Source organism: Brevundimonas sp. DC300-4 (assembly GCF_049897365.1).
Classification (GTDB): domain Bacteria; phylum Pseudomonadota; class Alphaproteobacteria; order Caulobacterales; family Caulobacteraceae; genus Brevundimonas.
Genome location: NZ_JAFCWC010000004.1, coordinates 321,478 through 340,212, shown reverse-complemented (window position 1 = coordinate 340,212; position 18,735 = coordinate 321,478). Strand labels below are relative to the sequence as shown.

The 18,735-nt window shown below is 64.0% G+C and carries 23 protein-coding genes and 1 pseudogene; 17 read left to right on the top strand and 7 right to left on the bottom strand.

All coding sequences use genetic code 11. The features are described 5' to 3' along the window. Position 1 precedes the first annotated feature (1 nt). The 11 genes and pseudogenes from ACP7AZ_RS09560 to ACP7AZ_RS09510 all read left to right on the top strand — a co-directional run bounded on the left by ACP7AZ_RS09560 (position 2) and on the right by ACP7AZ_RS09510 (position 6,832). Positions 2–307, top strand: coding sequence for a hypothetical protein (locus tag ACP7AZ_RS09560; RefSeq protein WP_426038372.1), 306 nt, complete (start codon positions 2–4; stop codon positions 305–307). Beyond that, positions 304–930, top strand: a complete 627-nt coding sequence (locus ACP7AZ_RS09555) for a LysE family translocator (protein WP_426038370.1) — start codon at positions 304–306, stop codon at positions 928–930. Before ACP7AZ_RS09560 ends, ACP7AZ_RS09555 begins: the two co-directional genes overlap by 4 nt. Before the next feature lie 14 nt (positions 931–944). Further along, positions 945–1,250 (top strand): annotated as a pseudogene (locus ACP7AZ_RS09550) (MBL fold metallo-hydrolase); the annotation flags it as partial. Then, positions 1,225–1,518, top strand: coding sequence for an LOG family protein (locus ACP7AZ_RS09545; RefSeq protein ID WP_426038368.1), 294 nt, complete (start codon positions 1,225–1,227; stop codon positions 1,516–1,518). The pseudogene ACP7AZ_RS09550 and the gene ACP7AZ_RS09545, both read left to right, overlap by 26 nt. 151 nt (positions 1,519–1,669) lie before the next feature. Beyond that, entirely contained in the window at positions 1,670–2,437 is a 768-nt protein-coding gene (locus ACP7AZ_RS09540) for an SDR family NAD(P)-dependent oxidoreductase (protein ID WP_426038366.1), read from the top strand. A 184-nt stretch (positions 2,438–2,621) separates the two neighbouring features. Further along, positions 2,622–3,035: a BLUF domain-containing protein gene (locus ACP7AZ_RS09535; RefSeq protein WP_426038364.1), complete on the top strand. Its 414-nt coding sequence runs from the start codon at positions 2,622–2,624 to the stop codon at positions 3,033–3,035. A 151-nt stretch (positions 3,036–3,186) separates the two neighbouring features. Beyond that, positions 3,187–3,573 (top strand): c-type cytochrome, encoded by a 387-nt coding sequence (locus ACP7AZ_RS09530; RefSeq protein ID WP_426038362.1) that lies wholly within the window; start codon positions 3,187–3,189, stop codon positions 3,571–3,573. 85 nt (positions 3,574–3,658) lie between these two features. Then, complete coding sequence (locus ACP7AZ_RS09525) at positions 3,659–4,297, top strand: helix-turn-helix domain-containing protein (protein ID WP_426038360.1); 639 nt, start codon at positions 3,659–3,661, stop codon at positions 4,295–4,297. Between the two features lie 80 nt (positions 4,298–4,377). Beyond that, a complete protein-coding gene (locus ACP7AZ_RS09520; protein ID WP_426038358.1) occupies positions 4,378–5,835 on the top strand; it encodes a PAS domain S-box protein in 1,458 nt (485 codons plus the stop codon). Next, positions 5,828–6,427 carry a response regulator FixJ gene (gene fixJ / locus ACP7AZ_RS09515; RefSeq protein ID WP_426038356.1) on the top strand — a complete coding sequence of 200 codons (600 nt, stop codon included), beginning with the start codon at positions 5,828–5,830 and terminating at the stop codon, positions 6,425–6,427. The genes ACP7AZ_RS09520 and fixJ overlap by 8 nt, the downstream gene beginning before the upstream one ends. Before the next feature lie 30 nt (positions 6,428–6,457). Next, the gene (locus ACP7AZ_RS09510) at positions 6,458–6,832 is read left to right on the top strand and encodes a hypothetical protein (protein WP_426038354.1); all 375 of its coding nucleotides are present in this window, start codon (positions 6,458–6,460) and stop codon (positions 6,830–6,832) included. Positions 6,833–6,887: 55 nt separating this feature from the next. Here the strand turns inward: ACP7AZ_RS09510 and ACP7AZ_RS09505 are convergent, their stop codons facing one another. After that, a complete protein-coding gene (locus ACP7AZ_RS09505; protein ID WP_426038352.1) occupies positions 6,888–7,073 on the bottom strand; it encodes a DUF465 domain-containing protein in 186 nt (61 codons plus the stop codon). A gap of 496 nt (positions 7,074–7,569) precedes the next feature. Here ACP7AZ_RS09505 and ACP7AZ_RS09500 point away from each other — a divergent pair, with 496 nt between their 5' ends. Next, the gene (locus ACP7AZ_RS09500; RefSeq protein ID WP_426038350.1) at positions 7,570–8,649 is read left to right on the top strand and encodes a TerC family protein; all 1,080 of its coding nucleotides are present in this window, start codon (positions 7,570–7,572) and stop codon (positions 8,647–8,649) included. Positions 8,650–8,695: 46 nt separating this feature from the next. On the opposite strand, the gene ACP7AZ_RS09495 is transcribed toward ACP7AZ_RS09500, so the two are convergent. Beyond that, positions 8,696–9,565: a LysR substrate-binding domain-containing protein gene (locus ACP7AZ_RS09495; protein WP_426038348.1), complete on the bottom strand. Its 870-nt coding sequence runs from the start codon at positions 9,563–9,565 to the stop codon at positions 8,696–8,698. A gap of 96 nt (positions 9,566–9,661) precedes the next feature. Between ACP7AZ_RS09495 and ACP7AZ_RS09490 the strand changes: the two genes are divergently transcribed. From ACP7AZ_RS09490 to ACP7AZ_RS09480, 3 genes are all read left to right on the top strand, one after another. Continuing rightward, positions 9,662–10,636 (top strand): sodium-dependent bicarbonate transport family permease, encoded by a 975-nt coding sequence (locus ACP7AZ_RS09490; protein WP_426038346.1) that lies wholly within the window; start codon positions 9,662–9,664, stop codon positions 10,634–10,636. A 77-nt stretch (positions 10,637–10,713) separates the two neighbouring features. Then, on the top strand, positions 10,714–11,223 hold the full coding sequence (locus tag ACP7AZ_RS09485; protein WP_426038344.1) for an SgcJ/EcaC family oxidoreductase: 510 nt from the start codon (positions 10,714–10,716) through the stop codon (positions 11,221–11,223). A 70-nt stretch (positions 11,224–11,293) separates the two neighbouring features. Beyond that, positions 11,294–11,521: a hypothetical protein gene (locus tag ACP7AZ_RS09480; protein ID WP_426038342.1), complete on the top strand. Its 228-nt coding sequence runs from the start codon at positions 11,294–11,296 to the stop codon at positions 11,519–11,521. 35 nt (positions 11,522–11,556) lie between these two features. Here the strand turns inward: ACP7AZ_RS09480 and pyrC are convergent, their stop codons facing one another. Next, positions 11,557–12,627 (bottom strand): dihydroorotase, encoded by a 1,071-nt coding sequence (gene pyrC, locus ACP7AZ_RS09475; RefSeq protein ID WP_426038340.1) that lies wholly within the window; start codon positions 12,625–12,627, stop codon positions 11,557–11,559. Positions 12,628–13,164: 537 nt separating this feature from the next. Between pyrC and ACP7AZ_RS09470 the strand changes: the two genes are divergently transcribed. Next, positions 13,165–14,250, top strand: coding sequence for a recombinase family protein (locus ACP7AZ_RS09470; protein ID WP_426038338.1), 1,086 nt, complete (start codon positions 13,165–13,167; stop codon positions 14,248–14,250). 409 nt (positions 14,251–14,659) lie between these two features. On the opposite strand, the gene ACP7AZ_RS09465 is transcribed toward ACP7AZ_RS09470, so the two are convergent. Together ACP7AZ_RS09465 and ACP7AZ_RS09460 are read right to left on the bottom strand one after the other, a co-directional pair. Next, entirely contained in the window at positions 14,660–15,196 is a 537-nt protein-coding gene (locus ACP7AZ_RS09465; RefSeq protein ID WP_426038336.1) for a hypothetical protein, read from the bottom strand. Positions 15,197–15,366: 170 nt separating this feature from the next. Continuing rightward, positions 15,367–16,266, bottom strand: coding sequence for a hypothetical protein (locus ACP7AZ_RS09460; protein ID WP_426038334.1), 900 nt, complete (start codon positions 16,264–16,266; stop codon positions 15,367–15,369). A gap of 146 nt (positions 16,267–16,412) precedes the next feature. On the opposite strand from ACP7AZ_RS09460, the gene ACP7AZ_RS09455 reads away from it, so the two are divergent. After that, positions 16,413–16,748 carry a helix-turn-helix domain-containing protein gene (locus ACP7AZ_RS09455; RefSeq protein ID WP_426038332.1) on the top strand — a complete coding sequence of 112 codons (336 nt, stop codon included), beginning with the start codon at positions 16,413–16,415 and terminating at the stop codon, positions 16,746–16,748. Positions 16,749–17,253: 505 nt separating this feature from the next. Here ACP7AZ_RS09455 and ACP7AZ_RS09450 read toward each other — a convergent pair. Both ACP7AZ_RS09450 and ACP7AZ_RS09445 read right to left on the bottom strand, forming a co-directional pair. Beyond that, on the bottom strand, positions 17,254–17,718 hold the full coding sequence (locus tag ACP7AZ_RS09450; protein WP_426038330.1) for a hypothetical protein: 465 nt from the start codon (positions 17,716–17,718) through the stop codon (positions 17,254–17,256). Positions 17,719–17,839: 121 nt separating this feature from the next. Continuing rightward, entirely contained in the window at positions 17,840–18,637 is a 798-nt protein-coding gene (locus ACP7AZ_RS09445; protein WP_426038328.1) for a sterol desaturase family protein, read from the bottom strand. Positions 18,638–18,735: the final 98 nt, after the last annotated feature.

Genomic DNA, 18,735 nt, shown 5'->3' with positions numbered 1-18,735 from the left:
GATGTCGATCCGCACCCTCCTCACCGATCTCAACGCCGCCGAAGATTTGCCGCGGCTGGACGTCGTCCTGGCTCCGGCAGCCGATCCGGGCGCGGCCGAACGGACTGCGGTCGCGGCGGGAGGCGACACGCCGCCGGGCGACGGCGTTCCCGTCGGACCGGGCGTGATGATCGTGCGGGAGAGGGATATCCGAACCGCCTCGCTGTCCCTCCAGGCCGATCTCGTCGCGCGCGTGGAGGACCTGCGGCTGGAGTGGCGGGGCGATGTGACCGCCGACGGCCCCCTGCCCTGCCTGAGCATTCATTGACCGGCGCCCCGACCTGGCCGGTCGACCCGGCGGTGCTGCCCGGCTTTCTGCTGGCCATGGTGCTGATCGAGCTCACACCTGGCCCCAACATGGGTTACCTCGCCGTGATCGCGGCCGGACGCGGCCGCCTGGCCGGCGTCCTGAGCGTTCTGGGCATCACCGCCGGGCTCGGCGTCTACCTCGTCCTGGCCGTGTTCGGCCTCACCCGCGGCCTGACGGACGCGCCGGTCGCGATGACGGCCCTGAGATGGGGCGGCGTCCTCTACCTGTTCGTGCTCGCCGCGGAGGCCCTGCGTCCCTCGACAGGAACGATCGCCACAAATGGCGGCGCCGGCCGTCTCGTGGCGCGCGGCCTGCTCGCCAACCTCCTCAATCCCAAGGCCCTGCTGTTTTACGGCGTTCTCCTTCCGGGCTTCGTCAGGCCGGACCACGCGCCCCCCTGGGTCCAACTGCTCAGCCTGGGTCTGGCCCACATCGCGATCAGCGTCCTGATCCACCTCGGCATCGTTCTGGGGGCGGCGCGCACCACGGCCACCTGGGGCGCAGGCCGGCGGCGGATGCTGCGCTTCATCTCGGCGGCGGGCCTCGCCGCAGTCGCCCTTTGGCTCGCCCTGCCGAACTGACGAAAGGTGTCTTCATGCTGACCCTGACATTTCACGGCGCGGCCGGTTGCGTGACCGGCTTCTGCGCCCTGCTCCAGACGGACCACGGCCGTTTCCTCGTCGACTGCGGCATGTTCCAGGGCCCCAAGACCCTCCGGGCCCCCAACCACGAACCGTTCCCTTTCAATCCTGCGGAGATCGACGGGGTGTTCCTGACCCACGCCCACATCGATCATTCCGGCCCGCTGTCGAAACTGGTCAAGGCCGGCTTCAAGGGCTCGATCATCAGCACCCGGGCGGCCCGGGCATCTGGCGATGCGCGCCAACGCCCTGATCGTCTTTCCCGCCGGCTTCGGCACCCTGGACGAACTCTTCGAGATTCTCACCCTGCGCCAGACCGGCAAGGCACCGCCCATCCCGGTGAACCTGTGCGACCGGGCCTTCTGGACCTCTCTGATCACTTTTGAGGTCCTCGAAACCCAGGGCTTCATCTCGCCTGCGGGCCTCGGTCTCTTCACGTTCGCGGAGACTGCCGAGGACGCCTGGCGGGCCCTGCACGACAGCCGCCTGGTTGCCGGTCGCCCGCTCGGTCCGAAGCCGGCGCTGTGAAACGGTCAGGCACCCCGCCTTCGCATGCGGTCGAACCGCGTCCTGGATGCCCGAACGTCGGACCGGCCTGACGGCCGGATTTGCGCCAGATCAAGGCGGGGCGGCCAGATGCGCCCATCCTCCCCACGGCTATGCAGCGGAGAGGCCAGAGATGGGACGTTTGACCGACAAGACAGCGATCGTGACCGGCGGAGCCTTGGGACTGGGGCGGGCGATCGCCACCCGAATGGCGCAGGAGGGTGCGGCGGTCGCCGTTCTGGACACGCTTGAGCCCGAGGGCCGATCGCTGGTCGACGAGCTCTCGACCCAAGGTCTGACGGCTGCGTTCGAGCGGTGCGACGTTACGATGGAGACCGACGTCGCCGAGGCCCTCGCAAGGGTCGCCGCCCGCTTCGGGGGCTTCAACACCCTCGTCAACAATGCCGGGGTGGCCGGAGTGAACAAGCCGACCCATGAGATCACAGAGGCCGAATGGGATCGGGTGCAGGCCGTCAACGTCAAGGGCGTGTTCTTCGGGGTCAAACACGCGATCCCCCATCTTCGCCGGGCCGGTGCCGGGTCCATCATCAACCTGTCGTCGATCTACGGCCTGGTCGGCGCCGCTGACTCTCCGCCCTATCACGCCTCCAAAGGCGCTGTGCGTCTGATGTCCAAGACCGACGCCATGCTCTACGCGGGTGATCGCATCCGGGTGAACTCGATCCATCCAGGCTTCATCTGGACGCCGATGGTCCAGCACCATCTCGAGGCCTTGGGCGACTTAGCGGCGGCGCGGCAAGCGGTCGCCGATCTGCATCCTCTCGGTCATATGGGCGAGCCCGACGACATCGCCTGGGGCGCCGTCTATCTCGCCTCGGACGAAGCCCGGTTTATCACGGGGTCCGAACTGGTCATCGATGGCGGCTACACGGCCCGGTGATCCTGATGACCGCCGGTGACCATCGCCCCCTCCGTCCGGTCTTCGCCATGCCCGGTGACAAGGCCCCCGGCGGTCCGGCGAGCGTCGGCCGTGAAGTCGTGCGCGCGCGCGTTGAAACCGGTTCGAGCCGGAGCGAGGCCGGCGAAGCCCGTCGGCAAGGTCGGCGCCCGGGGAGGCGACGTCCGTGTCGCAGTTGAGATCCCTCCTCTATGTGAGCCGAATCCTGATCCCTATCGAGGATCGGACGACGGAAATCGACCGCTTCGTCGCGGTTTCGACGGCACGCAACCGGACTTTGAACATCACGGGGGCTTTGATCGTCACGAAGTCGAGGTTCGCGCAGTTGTTGGAAGGACCGGACTCTGCGATCGAAGAGCTCATGACGAGTATCCGGCGAGATCCCCGACACGGCGAACTGGCCGTGGTGTTCGATCGAGCCATCGCCGGACGCCGCTTCGACGGCTGGTCGATGGCCTACTCAGGAAACGCCGAGTATGTGACCCGGCTCATCGATCCTCTCGGTGCGGTCTCGGCGCCGCTTGGCGACGCGGACGCGCTGCGTCTGATCGGCTTCATGAAGGGGATGGCGGGATCCTGATCGCGCCCGCCCGATCCTCCGCACACCGTCGGGCCAAGGCCCTGAGGTTCCAGGCCGTATTCCTTTTCGAAGCGCAGATAGCGTCGCCGCCTTGATCCGCATCAAATCGCGCCGCTGCAATCGGGACCATAGTGCCGGCGAGGAGTCCGTCATGCGCATGATCCTGTTTGCCCTCTTGATCGCCACCGTCGGCTGCTCGGGATCGCGCGGACCGACCGAGCCGCAGACCGTCGCCGTTCTGGCGCCGGGCGGCCCGTGGGGAGTCACCGGCTCGTCCGCGCGCGGAGAGGTGCTGGCCGAGATGGGCTGTTCCAGCTGTCACGCCGTGGGCCGATCCGGGCCCAGTCCGATGACGGCGGCGCCCCCTTTCCGCGGACTCGCCCAACGCTATCCGGTCGCCGACCTGCAGGAAGCCCTGGCCGAAGGCCTGGTCACGGCGCACCCGGCGATGCCGCAGGTCGAGATGGAGGCGGACGATATCGCCGATCTGATCGCCTATCTCGACAGCGTCGGATCGGCAAACGGACCGCCTCCGTAGCGACCCTTAGGGGCGACTCCCGAATAACGCGCCCGGTCGCCTCGGCTTAAGGCTGTCCCTGTCATCAAGACAAGGACGGCCCGCCATGACCCTCGCCTTACCGCAAGGCCCCGTATCGAGCCCGCATCACGCCGACGCCTGGCAGGGCGCGGCGCGCCTGACGTTTCGCCGGGGCGCCGAAATCTACGTCCAGGACGAAGACGCCGAGCTCATCTATCAACTGGTCGAGGGCGTGGTCCGGACCAGCCGTCTGTCAGCGGACGGACGCCGTCAGGTCGGCGACTTCTACTATCCGGGAGACGTCATCGGCATTGAGATGGACGCGGTCCACCGGTTTTCGGCCGAAGCGCTCGGCGACTGCGAGGTGCTCGCCCTGCGCCGCGCCGGATCGACGGCCTACGATGCCGGCCAGCTTGACCGCCTGATCTGGCAGGCGACGGCCGCGGAACTCCACCGGGCCCAATCCCACATGTTGCTCCTGGGCCAGACGACCGCCTGCGAGAAGGTGGCGCGCTTCCTGATCGATATCGCTGCGCGCTTCAGGGGCGAGACCGTCGCCCTGCCCATGGGGCGTCAAGACATGGCTGATTATCTGGGCCTCACCATGGAGACGATTTCGCGCATGCTGGGACGGCTTCAATCCGACGGGCTCGTCGAATTCAGCGGCGCCCGGACCTACCGCATCCGCCGGCTCGGCGCCCTTTCGGAGATGGCCGGCGCCTGACTGTGACGCGCCTTCCGCGGATCGCACGTGCTAGGTTCGGCGACGCGTCGTCGCACTCGCGATCGGCTTGGAGTGCGCCGATGCAGCTGACGTCCGCTATCCACCGGTCCCTGTCCCGCCGTCAGGGTTATGTGGCCGCCATCGTCGGCGCCGTCATCGCCGTTGGACTTCGCCTAGCGCTGAGCCCGGTCTTCGACCAGCGCAGCCTGTTCATCCTCTATGTCCCGATGGTGCTTGTCGCTGCCGCCCTGGGCGGTCGCGGCCCGGCGCTGCTGGCCACGGCCCTGGGTCTGGCGATCAACGCCGTAACGCTCCAGAGCGCCCTGTGGTCCGATCCCGCCAATCTGATAGACGCCTTCGGCTTCGCCCTCCTGGGGCCCTTCATCGCCGTCGCCGGCGAGCGGCTGCTGTGGCGAAGCCGCGAGGCGGCGAGGCGCCAGGCCCATCTGCAATCCATCCTGGAAACCGTGCCCGAGGCGATGATCGTAATCGGCGACCAGGGCGTCATCCAGTCGTTCAGCGCCGCCGCCGTACGGCTGTTCGGATGGTCGCCGGAGGAGGCCATCGGACAGAATGTTCGCATTCTCATGCCCGAGCCCTATCGAACCGAGCACGACCATTATCTCCACCGATATGAGCGAACCGGCGAACGCCGGATCATCGGCATCGGACGGATCGTGGTCGGCGAACGCAGAGACGGATCGACCTTTCCCATGGAGCTGGCCATCGGCGAGGCCAGGGTCGGTACGAGCCGGTTCTTCACCGGCTTCGTTCGCGATCTGACGGAGCGCCGCGATCAGGAGCGACGCCTTCAGGAGCTGCAGTCGGAACTGGTTCACGTCTCGCGCCTGACCGCGATGGGCGAGATGGCCTCGGCCCTGGCCCACGAACTCAATCAGCCCCTGTCGGCGATCGCCAGCTACATGCGCGGATCCGTGACTCTGCTCGATGGGCCGGACCCCGATCTCGCCAAACTGCGCAAGGCTCTGGACAGCGCCGCAGGCCAGGCCCTTCGGGCCGGTGACGTGATCAAACACCTCAGGGAGTTCGTGGACAAGGGCGAGACCGAACACACGCTCGAGGATCCCGCCAGGATGATGGAGGAAGCCAGTGCCCTCGCGCTGGTGGGGATCAAGGACCAGGACGTCCGGGTCGATCTGCGCCTGCCGCGCGATCTGGGAACCGTGATCGTCGACAAGATCCAGATCCAGCAGGTGGCGCTCAATCTGATCCGTAACGCTCTCGATGCGATGGCGGGGTCGCCGCGTCGCCAGCTGGAGGTCAGTATTCGCGCCGACGACGACCAAATGATACGGATCAGCGTCAAGGATACGGGCCCGGGCCTGGAGCCATCGGTTCGCGAACGTCTTTTCGCCCCCTTCGTCACCACCAAGGCGACGGGGATGGGGGTGGGTCTCTCGATCTGCCGCACCATCGTCGAGGCCCACGGAGGGCGGATTTGGGCCGACGACAATCTCGATGGCGGCGCGACCTTATCCTTCACCCTGCCCCGCGCCGGGGATCCCGCGCATGACTGACCGCATCCATGTGATCGACGACGATGCCGGCTTGCGCGAGGCCCTCGCCTTCCTGCTGGACGTGAACGGCTTCGATGCAGCCTTCTACGCCTCCGCGACCGACTTTCTGGAGGCCCTGCCTGTCGCGGATGGCTGCGTCCTGACCGACATTCGCATGCCCGGGCTGACCGGGCTCGACCTCATCCGCGAACTGAGGTCGCGCGGCGAGACCCTGCCGGTGATCGTCATGACCGGGCACGGCGATGTCGCCCTTGCCGTGGAGGCCATGAAGGCCGGGGTCATCGACTTTCTGGAAAAGCCATTTGACGACGGGCATCTGATCGGGGCGATCCGACAGGCTCTCTCGGTCCACCGCGCAGGGTCTGCGCCCGAAGCGGCCCGGCTGGAGGCGCAGGCCCGGCTGTCTGACCTCTCCCCTCGCGAGCGCGATGTCCTGGAGGGCGTGGTCGAGGGCAGGCTCAACAAGCAGATCGCCTTCGATCTGGCCATCAGCCCCAGAACCGTCGAGATCTACCGGGCCAATCTGATGACCAAGACCGGCGCTCGCAACATGGCCGAACTGATGCGGATCGCACTCGCCGCCGGACTCTGAGAATTTCAGGGCGTCGAGGGGCCCGCGATCTTGATCACGACGGCGCCCACCGCCGCCCTCGGACTCAAGGCCGCGGCCGCTGCCGTCCCCATCGTGGAAAAGCCCCTCCTCGATGATGCGCTGCCGGGTTGCCCGCAGGGTCTGCCTCGCGCGTCGTCGACGCCGAAGAAGGCGATGGCGGGGGAGTTGCGCATTCGATCGATCATACGCGTCCGTTCGTTGAGCGTGACCCAACCGTCGGCCTGGGCCACCATGGCGCAGCCTGCGACGACGGCGTCCATCTGGATGACGTCGCCGGGGGTCCAGACGTCGTCCCGGTCGATCGGGGCGCGTCGTCTCAGTAATCTGTTTGATCGTGGCATCGGGACCTCGCGTCTGTCGCCGGCGGACGGCGACGCAAAATGATGTTGGGAAGCGATCGGGGTCGGCGACCGGGGAAAGCCGCCGACCCTTCTGGTCGCTAGTGCGACGCGGACGGCATCTGGCGGCCGTCGAAGACGGCGAGCCGGTCCTTGATGACCAGCTTCTTCTTCTTGATGCTCGTGACGGTACGATCGTCGGGTCGCGGTCGCGCCCGTTCGTCCCTCAGCGCCATCTCCAGCAGGGAATGAAATCCCCGTAGCCGGTGCGCCAACACGATAGACATGGAGCCTCTCCTTCTCTGAAGGGGAGCGCTCGACGCCGAAGCCGTCGGTTCGATGGGGGATTAACAGCCGGACCCCGTCATCGAGCGCACCCGATGCGATCCGACATCACGATCGACATCGATCGTCAGAGGGGCCCGGGCCGCACACACACGCTGCACTTCTGACGCCAAACGCGCCAATAAGAAGTGCTTATGCCACTGATGACCAAGTATTATGAGAGGCCTGAAAGGTTCGCCAGGTCGACCTTAACAGACTGCGTCGCGGGGCCAACAGAGAATCGCTCGCCATGACGGCCGCAATCACTGGATCAGAGATACCAAAACCTTACCCGCTCTCGTCAAATGCTGCGCCATCTGTTGACGCGGTGCGACTCTGCCTTCATTACCGCCCCTCCACGGGTCCGGGCCCCTCTGGCAGCCGAGGCGTCGGCTGCGATGTCGGATCCCCGCATGGACGGCGTAACGCAGCGCCATTTTCATTATTCAGGGGTGCGGGATGTTTGAATCCCTTCCGTTTCTGGCTGCGACCTATGTGGGTCAGCCGATCTGGCTTTGGATCGGCTTCCTGGCCTTCATCGGCTTCCTGCTGTGGATCGACCTCGGGGTCGTGAACAACAAGGATGGCGTCGTATCGGCCAGGAAGTCGGCCGCGATGTGGGCGTCCTTCGCCTCCATCGCCATCGCGTTCGGGGCCTATGTCTATTTCGTGTATGAGCCCGATGCACGCTACTACATGAGCCCTGACAATCTCAATCAGCAAGCCGTTCTGCAGTATTTCACTGGCTATCTGCTCGAGACTGCCCTCGCGTTCGACAACATCTTCGTCATCGGGATGATCTTCACCTTCTTCGCGGTCCCGCGCCAGTACCAGCACCGCGTACTGTTCTGGGGCATCATGGGTGCGATCGTGTTCCGCGCGATCTTCATCTCACTAGGCGCGGCGATCGTCAACGAGTTCACCTGGGTTCTGTTCATCTTCGCCGCCTTCCTGATCTTCACCGGCTGGAAGATGATCTTCGGCGGCGATCACGAGATGGATCTGCACGAGAATCCGGTTCTGAAGTTCCTCAAGAAGCGGATGCACGTCACCGACACGATCGAGAACCACAACTTCTTTGTGAAGCGGCCCGATCCCAAGGGCTCGGGCCGGCTCGTGCTGTTCGCGACCCCGCTGTTCCTGACCCTGGTTATGGTCGAGGTGGTGGACGTCATCTTCGCGGTGGATTCCGTGCCGGCGATCTTCGCGGTCACAAAGGACCCCTTCATCGTCTACACCTCCAACATCTTCGCGATCCTGGGCCTGCGATCGATGTATTTCATGCTCGCGGAGGCCGTCGCCCGCTTCAAGTATCTGAAGTACGGACTGTCGTTGGTGCTCGTTCTGATCGGGGTCAAGATCATCTGGAACTTCGGCCTGTACAAGGCCTGGAAGGACATGACCAGCGAGGCTCTGGTGCCCTACCTCGAGCCCCAGTGGTCCCTGATCGCGACCCTGGGCCTGATCGGCGGCTCCATGCTCTATTCCTGGATCAGGACCCGCGACGCCCGGGACGAGCCGGAACGCCCGACCCACTGAGCTTCCCGATCAGCGGCGTGATGGTGTCGGCCCTGACGGACTGGCGTCATGACGACATCGGGCCGCGCTCCAGGGCGCGAAGAACCTCCTGGGCCAACAACCCGGCGGGTCCGCCCATGCCGCGCGTGGACACCAGGGCGATCTCGCTGTCGCTGAGCGGCGGCAGGGGGTCGCCGAGAACGGTCAGGTCACGCGGGGCCATGGCGGCCGGCAGGACACCGACGCCAAGGCCGGCCCGAAGCGCCGCCATCTGGCCCGCGAGGCTGGGCGAGGTGAAGGAGGCGCGAAAGGCGAGGCCGGCCCCTTCCAGCGCGCCCAGCGCCCGCTTGCGATAGATGTCAGGAGCCGGAGCGACGATCAGGGGCAGAGGGGACGCCTCCAGGATCGACGGGTCGAGCGCCACCCAGACCAGGGGCTCGCTCCAGACCCGAACGCCGAGCTCGGGCCCAACCGGCTCACGCTTGATCAGGGCGAGATCGAGCAGCCCGCGTGACATCTGGTCGAGCAGATTGGCTGTGTAGTCGCACGTCACGGACAGCTTGATGCGGGGATGGTTGCGCGCAAAGCCACCCAGGATGCCTGGCAGATGCATCGTCGCGACGTCCTCTGGCGCGCCGAACCGTACCTCGCCCTCCAGATCGCCCTCGCCGAGCGTGGAAACGATTTCGTCGTTCAACCGCAAGAGCCGGCGCGCCTGCGGCAGCAGGCCGGCGCCTTCCGTCGTGACGGCCACGCCCTTGCCCGCCCGATCCAGAAGCGGTGACCTCAGTTGATCCTCCAGTCTGCGGATCTGCAGACTGACGGCGGGCTGGGTTCGTCCCAACAGGGCGGCCGCCCGAGTGAAGCTCCCCGTTTCCACGACCGTCACGAACGTTCGAAGGAGGTCGAGCTCGAGATTGACCAGGCGCGACTTCACGTCATTCGAATCCGTTATAGAGAATATTACTCTAATAAACTGGATCGGATGAATCGTCGAGGGCAGAGGACGCCAGCCTCATACGGACGCCACTGAATGCCCGACCTTTCCGCCAGCCTCGCCCTCCTCACCTCGCCCGCGATCCTGTTCTTCTTCCTCGGCGCGGCCGCCGCCTTCGCGCGATCGGACCTGTCCATACCGGAACCGATCGCCAAGGCGCTGTCGCTCTATCTGATGCTCTGCATCGGCTTCAAGGGCGGGGTGGAGGCGCGCGCGGCGGGGCTGAATGGCGATTTCCTGTCCGCCGGCGCCATCGGCATAGCGCTCAGCGCCCTGATGCCGCTCGTCGCCTTCGTCATTCTCAAACGGATGCCGAGGCTCGATCGTTCGACGGCCTGCGCCCTCGCGGCCACCTACGGGTCCGTTTCGGTGGTGACCTTCGCCGCCGGCCAGCAGCATCTTGCCGCCGTCGGTCTCGCATCGGGCGGCTATATGGCGGCCGTCCTCGCCCTGATGGAGACCCCGGCCATCCTCACGGCCTTGCTTCTGCTGAACGGCGCCGGCCGCGGTGAGCCCGGGAAACGCAGAGCGGTCCTGAGGGAGGTCTTCTTCGGCGCCGCCACCATCATGCTGCTGGGCAGCTTTCTGGTGGGCCTGGTCGCGGGCGCGGCGGGGATGGCCAAGCTGGAACTGTTCGTCGGCCCCCTTTTCCAGGGCGCGCTGTGCTTCTTCCTGCTGGACATCGGCCTGATTGCTGCGCGCAGGCTGATGGAGGGCGGGCGCAAACTAAGCCCTGCAGTCGTCGCCTTTGCTCTAGGGTTTCCCCTCCTCTCGGCAGGCCTTGCGCTTGGACTGGCGCGGCTCGTCGGGCTCGGCGTCGGCAACGCGGCCCTGCTCACGATCCTGGCTGGCTCAGCATCCTATATCGCCGTACCCGCCGCCATGCGGCTTGCGGCGCCCAAGGCGGACGCAGGCGTCTTCGTGACGGCGTCTCTGGCCATCACCTTCCCCTTCAACCTGACGGTCGGCATCGCCCTCTATACCGCTGCGGCTGTCTGGCTCTGGAGGTGAATACGCCCTCGAATCGCCAACCCCCTTCATCCCCAAGACCATCCTCCGGAAATCGCCGGACTTCTCACGGAGCCAGTATGAACATCCTTTCCCTCATCACTGCCGCCGCCCTGATCTCGACGGGTGCGCCGATGTCAGCCCGGGCGATGCCCACGTCCCAGACGACGCAGACCTGTCCGGCCGCGACGACGGCCGACATCGAAGCGCAGTTCGGGCGCTTCTCCAAAGCCTGGGCCACGCGTGATCCTGATGTCGTGACCGCCCTGTTCACCGGTGAACCGGTTCTGTTGCCGACCGTCTCCAACACGCCCCGCACCACGCCTGCCGGCGTTCGGGACTATTTCGTCAGCTTCCTGAGAAATCAGCCCGTGGCGCGGCTCGATACCAGCGCCATCGAGGTCGACTGCCACACCGCCTCGCGGGTCGGGACCTGGACGGTCACCCTGACCGACGCGGCGACGGGTCAGACGCGTGACGTCCACGCCCGCTACTCGTTCATCTACCGGTTCGAGGACGACGCCTGGAAGATCGACCATCTGCATTCCTCGATGATGCCCGAGGCCGCGCCGGTCCCTGCGCTGCACTGAGGGCCCATGCCGTTCTTCGCTCTTGCGGCGATTGCAATTCCCAGACCCGGAAAACGGAACGGAGCCTTCCATGGGCCAGAGAATCGATACGCCTTGCGCAGATCTGGAGACGATCGACGCGCGCATTCACTGGGTTCTGGAACACCCCGACATGAGCCCATGGCTCAAGTCGGCCCTGAAGTCCTCATTGATCGAGGATCCGATCGATCTGACCAATGACCTCCAGATACTCGCCAATCTGATCGTGTCGCGGAGCAGCCTCTTGTTGCGCCAGTCGCCTTGCGATGAGGCCCGGTGATGACGCGACGAGCTGCTTCGAGACCGTGAGGCCGGTCACGCAATCGGCGCGACATCGCAAAGCCTCCAGGGCAGGGTCTCGCCCGCCTGGAACGGCACGACTTCGCCCTCGGGCAGCATGTTGATCCGCTGGGGAACGACGACATCGACCCGTTCCAGGACGATGCTGTCGGTGTTCAGCGGCAGGCCGTAGAAGCGCGGGCCATGTTCGGAGGCGAAGGCCTCGAGTTTGTCCAGCGCGCCGTCTTCGTCGAACGTCGCGGCATAGCTCTCGATCGCGAAAGGCGCGTTGAAGATGCCGGCGCAGCCGCAAGCGGACTCTTTTCGTCCGATCAGGTGCGGCGCAGAATCCGTCCCGAGAAAGAATTTCGGCGACCCTGACATGGCCGCGCGCCGCAGGGCGAGCCTGTGCCGCTCGCGCTTGGCCACCGGCAGACAATAGAGGTGCGGGCGAATGCCGCCCGCGAACATGGCGTTGCGATTGATCCGCAGATGATGGGGCGTGATGGTCGCCGCCAGGTTCGGGCCTCCGCTCTCGACAAACGCGACCGCATCAGAGGTGGTGATGTGCTCGAACACCGTTCTGAGCGCCGGGAAATCGACGGCGATCTTCGAGTAAACGCGCTCTATGAAGACCGCTTCACGATCGAAGACGTCGACGTCCGGGTCCGTCACCTCTCCGTGGAGCAGCAAAGGCATGCCGAGCCGCTGCAGTCGCTCCAGCACAGAATAGATTTTGCGGATGTCGGTGACGCCGTGATCGGCATTGGTGGTCGCATGGGCGGGATAGAGTTTGCAGGCGGTGAACACTCCGGCCTCATATCCGCGCGCGATCTCATCGGGATCAGAGTCGTCGGTGAGATAGCAGATCATCAAGGGTTCGAACGTGAGACCGGGATCCAAAGCCTCACGGATTCGCACCCGATAGGCCTCGGCGGCGGCGACCACGGTGATCGGCGGCGTCAGATTGGGCATGACGATCGCGCGCCGGAACTGGCGCGCCGTGTGGTCGACAATCGACCCCAACATCGGGCCGTCGCGAAGATGAACGTGCCAGTCGTCCGGGGCACGGATCCTCAGCCGGGTCGGGTTTGATGGTTCCTGCATTCCGGCAGCCTAGCCTTGCCTGACAGAGAAGGTAAGCGCTCGGGGCTTGCCACGTAGACATTGAGCCGCCCCACCCCACCGGCGTCGGCCACCACCCGCGGCAACCTCGGCCATGAAGGAGCGGTCAGGCCAAGGAGCCCGAGATGCAAGAGCCGCAGGGAACCGACGCGAATTCAAGGTCGACGACGGGCGTCGAGCGGCTGTTACAGTTCCAACCGCTGCGGCGAGACATCGAGGCAGGTCACAAGCTCTGCAATGTCATTGAAAGAATTGTCGGGCGGCATAGAAGGTTGGACTGTGCGTCGAACAAAAACAACGACTTGCCAACGCTGCCTGCCACTGAGCGCAGCCGCTTTCGCCACAAAAGACTGGACTAAGCCCTCCCGTCGCCAATGAAGCTTGGACTGAATGAGGCGTTATAGCGTCGATGTTGTCGACGATCTCTTTCAAGCGGTCACGCAAGCCTATCACGCTCATCGCTTGGACCAAGTGCTCTCGGCCGGCATGCTCTAAAACTACCGCTAGAACGGCGTCTGAATGGCGAAGCAGAGCGACAAGGTTTTCGCCGCTCGGCCCGTTCTTCCCTTCGAACCAGTTCCGGACGGCACGCTCATTCGCCCCGGTGATCCGGCAAACCTCTTTGCGAGCGGACGGGGTCGATCCCCATTCGCTCTGCTTGGCACCGGCGATGACCTCGGCGAAGGGCCAAGGATCATAGTCCGGTGGCTCGTGAAAAGATTTTCCCTTTTTGGACTGAAAAGTTCGGTCCTTTTTCTGAAACGACATTCCACCAACCTCCTCGTACGGTCGTCGTTCTCAAGGCAGTTCCGGCTGTTAGCCGGCGGTGATTTTGGCGCTCGTATGATGACGTTAGTGACCAACGAAGATGGTGACTCTGGTCGGAAAATGATCCGGGCGGTGCAGTACGTCCGTATGTCGACGGAGCACCAGAAATACTCGACTGAAAACCAAGCTGAGATCATCGCCTGCTACGCGGAAGCACGCGGGATGGAGATCGTAAAAACATACGCCGACGCCGGAAAAAGTGGGCTTCGGCTTGAAGGCCGCGTGGCGCTTCAGCAGTTGCTCGCTGATGTCCGCAGCGGCGCCGCAAACTTTACCGTTATTCTGGTCTACGACGTCAGCCGGTGGGGCCGGTTTCAGGACACTGACGAGAGCGCCTACCACGAGTTCATCTGCCGCGAAGCCGGCATCACCATTCAGTATTGCGCCGAGCAGTTCGAAAATGATGGCAGCCTGAGCGCAACGATCATCAAGAGCATGAAGCGTGCGATGGCTGGCGAGTACAGCCGCGAGCTTTCTGCCAAGGTTTTCACCGGGCAATGTCGGCTGATTACTCTCGGTTTTCGCCAGGGCGGCGCCGCAGGCTTCGGGCTACGGCGTCGGCTGGTTGATGACCGCGGCGAGACGAAGGCCGAACTGAACCGAGGGGAACAGAAAAGTCTTCAGACCGATCGAGTGATCCTAACTCCGGGTCCGCCAGAAGAGGTTGAACTCGTCCGGCGCCTTTACCGCATGTTCGTTGTGCAGAGGTCTCAGCCATACAATCTTCCCCACGACCCAACGCAACCGTCAGTTCTGTATCGAATGCCGGTCAGTTGAAGGCAACCGCCGAAATGTGCCTCTATAAGGCGGGCACGACAAAATCGGTCGCGGGCATTCTGTTGAGCTTGTCGCCCGTTGATCGGACGGTTTCGCCTCCCCGCGTATAAGGGACGGATTTTGGACCTGGGAGCAAATGCCGACCCGGGTCAGCGAGATTCGATTTATTTATAGGGCTTCGGTGAGAACAAGACGGGTCCACCACCTGCTTCCGTGGTGCTTCCGTGAGATTTGACGTCACGCATGCACCCCTCGGGGGACCGTGTAACATGTTGATCTATATGGAAGAAATGGCGCGCCCGGAACGATGCGATGTGTACCACTGAGAACCTCCGTAAGTCCTTGTGTCGTATAGGACTGACAGCATTTGTGGAGCGGGTATGTGTCACACCGTTGTGGAGCAGTGGCTTCAGTTTGTCGCCCGCCCCATCCTCCAGATCATGACCTCGTCGCGCTGCGAATAAACGAGGATGGTCATGTCCACGCGGGGGAAGAAGTAGGCCTCGATGACCGGTCGTCGAAAGGCCTCTAGTTTCTCGTAGGGGCCAAGACGCCGAACAAAATCGTCTTCGTCCCAAGGGGTCCGGCTGACGACATTCTCCACCACCCATCGCCGAGCGACATTCGCTTCTTCGGCGGTTTCCCGAGTTTGGCCAGAGCCCCGAAGCTCAATCACCGTCGCCGCAGCCATGTCTTCAACGTCAGCGGCTGCAGGATTATCCTTGGCACCCCACCGCTGATAAAAGGTCACTTCGGCCTCGTACGAGCCGGAGGGGATCGGCTGGTCAGCTTTTCCGGTATCAATGGTGAACGTCGTGGATGGGCCGGTCAGCGTCACGAACTCGGAGTGTCCGATATAGGTGTCCGTGTCATCTTGGCCGGCCAAATCGACCCCGGCGGCTACCCTGATTGGCGTCGGGGCATCCGTTTTTACGACGAACTCCACAATGGAGTCCGACAACGGGGTAGCCACTAGGCTCAACGTCGCCTTGGTCGGTCCCGGGCGGCCGACTGACGGCTCCGGGGAAGAGCACCCCCAAATGCAGAGGCAAGACGCCAGTACCGCTAAGAGGGTGAAGCCACCGGTCGGAAGACGGGTTTGCCCGTGCCAGATCCTCAACGCTCCACTCCCTGCCAAGAACCGGTTGTTGCTTCGCTGAGAATAACGCCGTGTCCATCGGCAAGGGCGGAAATCTCCATGACGCATCGGACCGTCTCCGCTTGCGAGATACGCGAGGCCTCCTGAACTCTGGCCAACTGCGACGGGCGGCGGTCGCCGTTAATGACCTCCAGCATCCGGTCGAACATCACGGACTTGCCGGTGTAAGCGAGCCCGCATTTGACCAGTGATTGTTTGAACGCACGCCGCTCGTCGGCCTCCAAACTCGGGGGGGCGGCGATGAGCATGACATCTAAGCCGGCGCTGGAGCAGATGCGTTTGGCAGCCTCAGCAGCTGAATAGGCCTGAACCAGATTTGAGCGAGACATATCGAGGTTTTCACTTACCGAGGCTGCCGCTTGGTCGCACGGCTGGGTGAGGCGCGTTAGATCGGCCCACATCGCGGTGACCTCGGTCTGCAGACGAGCCTGACGTTCGGCCTGTTCACGCTCCTGTTTCACCCGCTGACGTTCCGCTCGTGACGGTCGTATTTCGGTCTGCGCGTCTGCGCCCGCTTCGGACGTTTGTGCGGCGGGAGCGATGTCTGGTTTGAGCCAAGGCGTGACGACGAGAATAGCCACCCCGACGATCACGGCGGCGATGGTCGGCAGACCCGGCGTCCTCATAAAGCCGACCCGCTGCCGGATCAGTTTCACGACGGGTGGGATCAGCAACAGCCCGGCGCATAGAGCAGACAACCCGGTCATCCGCTGCGCCAGTCCCGGCCCGACGGCCAAAAACATCAGGCCCGTCAGGATCGAGAAGCCGCCCCATAGCCACCCAACAAGTGAAGCTCCCTTGCGAGCCGCCCCCCGCCATTTGTTTGGCTGCGCCCCCGCTTCATTCGTCTCAGACATCCCCGCCTCCAACTTCTTGTTTCGGCGAGAAGCGTATTTCACGGGCGGTTGATTGCAATAGGTTCTGCAATCTCCCTTAGACGGCATTGGCTTCCCTAACCCTCCCCGCTCGGCTCTCTATCCGTGTCTCCATGACGGGGGTGCTCATGGACGAGTTGCGGCAGAGGTTCGGGCGGCTGGTGGCGGCTAACCGGCGTCGGAAGAGCTGGACGCAACAACAACTCGCCGACCACAGCGGCGTCAGCCTCGACATGATCAACCGCATCGAACGAGGCGTGTCGGCGGCCCGATTTCCGAACATCACCAAACTGGCTCATGCCCTCGAAATAGATCCAGCCGAGCTGTTTACGCCGGACCTGCCTTCAGGCGCTGGTCAGCGACGGGTGCTGACCAACCTGGTTTCCCGTCTGTCGACCCTGCCGGATCGCGATTTGGAATGGATCGACCGGCTGCTCGACGCCGCCCTGAAGCCGAGGAGTTAGGCGGGCCGGAGATCGACTTGTGCGATCAATGGCGGGCAAGTCGTGGTTTCGTAGGAGGTGGTTAAGCCGGACCCAACGGGCATCCTGACGGTGCCGTTGGCTGCTCCCAACATTATCGTCGCCGCAGCCGAGCGGCACGGTGGGACCAGCGTGGCGATGTCGCCTTTCCGACAAGAAGCTCAAGACCGCTCTCGACCCAAAGCAGTCATCCAGCACACACGATCGCGACGCGCGGTGTCATCAGCGTGTTCAGACGTGGCGTCTCAGGTCAGCCTGGAAGAAAAGCGCCGCATCGAATGCGCGATCATCCGGATCGATCATCTTTAGCGTCAGGAGGGCCGCGCTGACGCCAGCGCAGGCAATCGCCGGAGGCTGTTACCGCCAGCCCCGATCAAAGGAAGGCCGCAGACTCGCCGCTGCCGCCGTTTTCCTTGGCCCGAAATACAATAGGGCCGGTGGAGCGATCCACCGGCCCGTTGTTCTGTCAGGCGAGGTTTCAGACGTCTCAGACGTAGCGACGGCTCCGACGGGCGAGCGCGACGCCGCCGCCCAGGGCAATCAGCCCTGCAAGGCCCCACATCGTCCATTCACTGACGGTAGGAACGGCCGTTGCGACGGCATTGACAGTCTGGACGTAGCTTCGGATGTCGTAACAGCCGCTTGGCCCCGAGGCGATGCCTCGCACAATCCGAACTCCACCCGACGCAAAGTTGGCGGCGCAGGTTCCAGTCGAAGATCCGGCTGTATTGATCGTACACAAAGGGGCGTCGCTGTTCGTTTGATCGACGACGGCCACCGAGCAGGTTCCCGCGTAACTGAACGTGGCAGTGATGGTCACCGGCGTCCCGGCCGTCGATGGGTTCGGCGAGCCGCTCAGCGTCGTCAGTTGCGGCCCACCAGCTTGAGCCGCACTCGCAAACGCCGCCGTAGTCATAACGGCAAGGGCCATCAAGGCCGATTTGTTCAACATGTCTTACCCTCGACGGCGGATCATCCACCCCGGAAACTGCGGTTACCCTAGGTGAGTATGGGTAAGTTCAACAAGGGCTTATGCGCCAGTCAGGCTGAAAATCCACTGAGCGTCGAGAGGCTTAGCGCCGAAAAGGTTCACGCAACGAACCGACGATGTCCGTAGCTGGAACAAACCCGCCGACGCCCAAAGCCATGGTGCATCGTTCGATGACGGCGCGTCGGCGATAGGTGCCGAACAGCCGGTCCCAGATCGACAGGATCATGCCGAAGTTGCTGTTGCCCTCGTCCATCCGCACCGAGTGATGGACGCGGTGCATGCCCGGGGTGACGATCACTAGTCGGGCGACGCGATCGATCGGCTCCGGCAGGGCGACGTCCATGTGGGTGACGAACTGCCAGACGCCGGCGACAACGCCGTACCCCAGAATCACCAGCAGGGGCACGCCCAGGATGGCGAGGATGCAGAACTGCGCGACGCCGCCAACGATGGCCTCCAGTGGATGATGGCGCACGCCCGTGGAGGCGTCCATCAACGGGTCCGAATGGTGGGTCCGGTGCAGCCGCCACAACAGCGGGACCGAATGGAACGTCAGGTGGGTCAGATAGGCCAGAACGTCGATCAGCAGGAACGACACGAGGATCAGAAGCCAGACCGGCAGGCCCATTGACACCAGCGGCGGGAATGGAATGAACCGGTCGACGACGACCGCCAGTTGCTGGATCCAGGGGGCCAGCAGCAGCAGTGCGCCGAACCCGACGCCGAACAGCAGGAGATTGACGATCCAGCGCTTTCGCTGGGCGTCTCGCCCGCGAACCTGAGGCCACAATTGTTCCGCCCCGACGCACAGAACGAACACGACAGCCGTCACCGCCAGCTGCCAGCGGTTCAAATCAAAAATGAGATCGGATAGGGGCACCGCTGATCCCTCGCTTCTTCTTCAAATTGACAGGTTCAGCTTGGCACGAACAAGCCGCCGCCTGATAGAGACCTGTACACCGGGCCGCTCAGCCATAT